Origin of the sequence: Flavobacterium sp. (genome assembly GCF_036515215.1) — a bacterium.
In the GTDB taxonomy this organism is placed as follows: Bacteria; Bacteroidota; Bacteroidia; order Flavobacteriales; family Flavobacteriaceae; genus Flavobacterium.
The window spans coordinates 1-2986 of the sequence record NZ_DATBVQ010000069.1; the positions used below are offsets into that span (position 1 = coordinate 1).

General features: G+C 36.9%; 3 protein-coding genes. 2 read left to right on the plus strand and 1 reads right to left on the minus strand.

The annotated features are described in order from the left end of the window. Positions 1-318 (plus strand): GTP cyclohydrolase I (gene folE, locus VIH09_RS05220; protein ID WP_331578593.1); only part of this gene is annotated, 318 nt, incomplete at its 5' end. 171 nt (positions 319-489) lie between these two features. Beyond that, on the plus strand, positions 490-1908 hold the full coding sequence (locus VIH09_RS05225) for an SDR family oxidoreductase (RefSeq protein WP_331578595.1): 1419 nt from the start codon (positions 490-492) through the stop codon (positions 1906-1908). A gap of 139 nt (positions 1909-2047) precedes the next feature. On the opposite strand, the gene VIH09_RS05230 is transcribed toward VIH09_RS05225, so the two are convergent. Further along, positions 2048-2986 (minus strand): deoxyribodipyrimidine photo-lyase (locus VIH09_RS05230; protein ID WP_331578597.1); only part of this gene is annotated, 939 nt, incomplete at its 5' end.

Below are 2986 nucleotides of genomic sequence, written 5' to 3' on the forward strand. Positions count from 1 at the left end.
TTTTTTGGAAAAGCGCACGTTGCGTATATCCCGAACGGTAAAATTGTAGGATTGAGCAAAATTCCGAGAGTCGTAGATGCGTTTGCCAGAAGAATGCAAGTGCAGGAACGATTGACAGATCAGATTAAAAATTGTATTCAGGATGCTTTAAATCCTCTTGGTGTAGCAGTAGTTATTGAAGCGCAACACATGTGTATGCAAATGCGCGGGATTCAAAAACAAAATTCAGTTACCACAACTTCTTCTTTTACAGGAGCTTTTGAAAAAGATAAAACAAGAAAAGAATTTATTAGCCTAGTTTCCAATAAATTGAGTTAATTTTAAATACTTATACACATCGAAATATTTTATTAACGAATCAAAATACAGAATACACGGATTAAACAACGTATCAACAATTCTTCGATTGCTTTGATATCCCAGATAAATCGTATAATAAGTATCAAATGATAATATTCCGAACAATTATAACTATTTAAAAACTGAATCATGAAAATTCTCTTAACAGGTGCGACAGGTTATATTGGGAAGCGACTTTTGCCGATTTTAATAGGTCAAGGACATCAGGTAGTCTGTTGCGTCAGGGATAAAAACAGATTTTATATTCCGAAAGAATATGAAAAAAACGTTTCAGTCATAGAAATAGATTTTCTTATAAAAGAAACGTTATCAGCTATACCGGATGATATCGATGCAGCCTATTACTTGATGCATTCTATGTCTACCTCTTCTGAGAATTTTGATGATTTAGAAAGTATTTCTGCTACAAATTTTGTGCAACGATTAAATAAGACCAGTGTAAAACAAGTCATTTACCTGAGCGGAATTGTCAACGATACATCTCTATCCAAACATTTATCATCGAGAAAAAAGGTAGAAGACATATTAAATACAGGCAAATTTGCGGCAACGACGCTAAGGGCAGGAATTATTGTTGGATCTGGAAGCGCATCATTTGAAATCATTAGGGACTTAGTCAACAAACTTCCTATCATGATTGCTCCAAAATGGCTCAATACACGATGCCAACCCATCGCCATTACTGATGTACTGGAATTTTTGTCAAAATCATTGCTCAACCCTTTGACTTACAATCAAAATTTTGATATTGGCGGACCTGACATCCTCACTTACAAAGAAATGTTATTGGGCTACGCCGAAGCAAAGCACCTCAAAAGATGGATTTTCACTATTCCGGTAATGACGCCAAAGTTATCTTCCTACTGGTTGTATTTTGTAACCTCAACCTCTTATAAACTTGCTACAGCTCTTGTAAGCAGTATGAAAGTCGAAGTAATTTGCCGAGACCATCGAATTAATGATATCCTGAATGTAAAACCCATGACGTACAAGCAGGCGTTGGCTAGGGCATTGGTAAAAGTAGACGAAGATAAAGTAGCTTCAAGCTGGAAAGACTCCTTAGTAAGTGGCCGTTTTAGCAACAATATATCTGAATATCTCAAAGTTCGCAAAAAAGATTGCTTCATTGATCGCCGAAAAATGGAAATAATAGACCGAGAGTACACTATTAATAAAATTTGGTCCATCGGTGGTGATATGGGTTGGTATTACGGCGACTGGCTTTGGGGATTACGAGGATTTATTGACAAATTATATGGTGGTGTGGGTTCTCGCAGAGGAAGAACAAACCGACATGAAATTCATTCCGGAGATGCTTTGGATTTTTGGCGTGTTTTATATGCCAATAAAGAGGAGGGAAAACTAATCTTATTTGCTGAAATGAAACTCCCGGGCGAAGCTTGGTTGGAATTTAAAATTATCGGGAATACTTTGTATCAAGCGGCGACTTTCAGACCGAAAGGGATTTGGGGAAAATTATACTGGTATTCTGTTTTGCCGTTTCACGGATTTATTTTTAATGGAATGCTGAAAAAATTGATTAAATAATTTTCTTTTTTAAACATATAAGTTATTTAAGTTGACCTTCTTTCGTTGTCTTTGTCATTCCGACGGAGGAGGAATCCCATTCGTAACTAATCATTCTTGATGAGATTCCTCCTCCGTCGGAATGACAAAATAAAAAAAATTACTTCAAAATTCCGGCTTTGTACGTGGCAATTGCCCTGTCTCTCGCCATTGCATGCTCCACCATTGGTTTTCCATAGCCTAAATCAAATTCTTTAATCCATTTGCGGATGTAGATTCCTTTTTCATCGAATTTTTTTTGTTGAATCTCCGGATTGAAAACTCGGAAATAAGGTGCAGCGTCGCAACCAGTTCCTGCTGCCCATTGCCAGTTGCCAACATTCGCAGACATATCGTAATCCAATAATTTCTCAGCAAAATAGGCTTCACCCCATTGCCATTGAATCAATAAATGTTTACATAAAAAACTCGCTACGACCATTCGGACTCTGTTGTGCATATATCCTGTTTCATTGAGCTGACGCATTCCGGCATCAACCATTGGATAGCCTGTCGTTCCAGAACACCAACGCTTGAACTCTTCTTCATTATTGCGCCACTGAATTCCATCATAAGCCGATTTGAAATTGTGGGTAACCACTTTTGGAAAACTGAATAAGATTTGCATGAAGAATTCTCTCCAAATCAGTTCACTCAAAAAGACATCGTTTTTATGGAATGCCCAATTGACTAATTTCCGAATGCTTACGGTTCCAAAACGCAAATGTGGCGACAGATAAGAGGTTTTGTCCAAGGCTGGAAAATCCCTTATATCTTGATAATTTGCAATGAATTTTAAATTGTGTGGCCTTACTTTTATTGCACTTTCTTCGAAACCTATTTGTTCCAAAGTGGGGAAAGCAAAACCGTTTTTATGGAAGTTAGAAAAATAGGCTTCGGTATCATATTCCTGAACCGGAGCCGTTGTTTTGTATTTTTCCAGCCATTTATTTTTATAGGGAGTGTAAACCGTATAAGGTAATCCATCCGCTTTTGTGATTTCTTTTTCTTCAAAAATGACTTGGTCTTTAAAAAAATAAGAGATCGTATTATTTGTTTC

What these genes read in the sequence shown, in the direction of transcription:
- VIH09_RS05225 (WP_331578595.1), top strand. Translation starts at nt 490, where the DNA reads ATGAAAATTCTCTTAACAGGTGCGACAGGTTATATTGGGAAGCGACTT.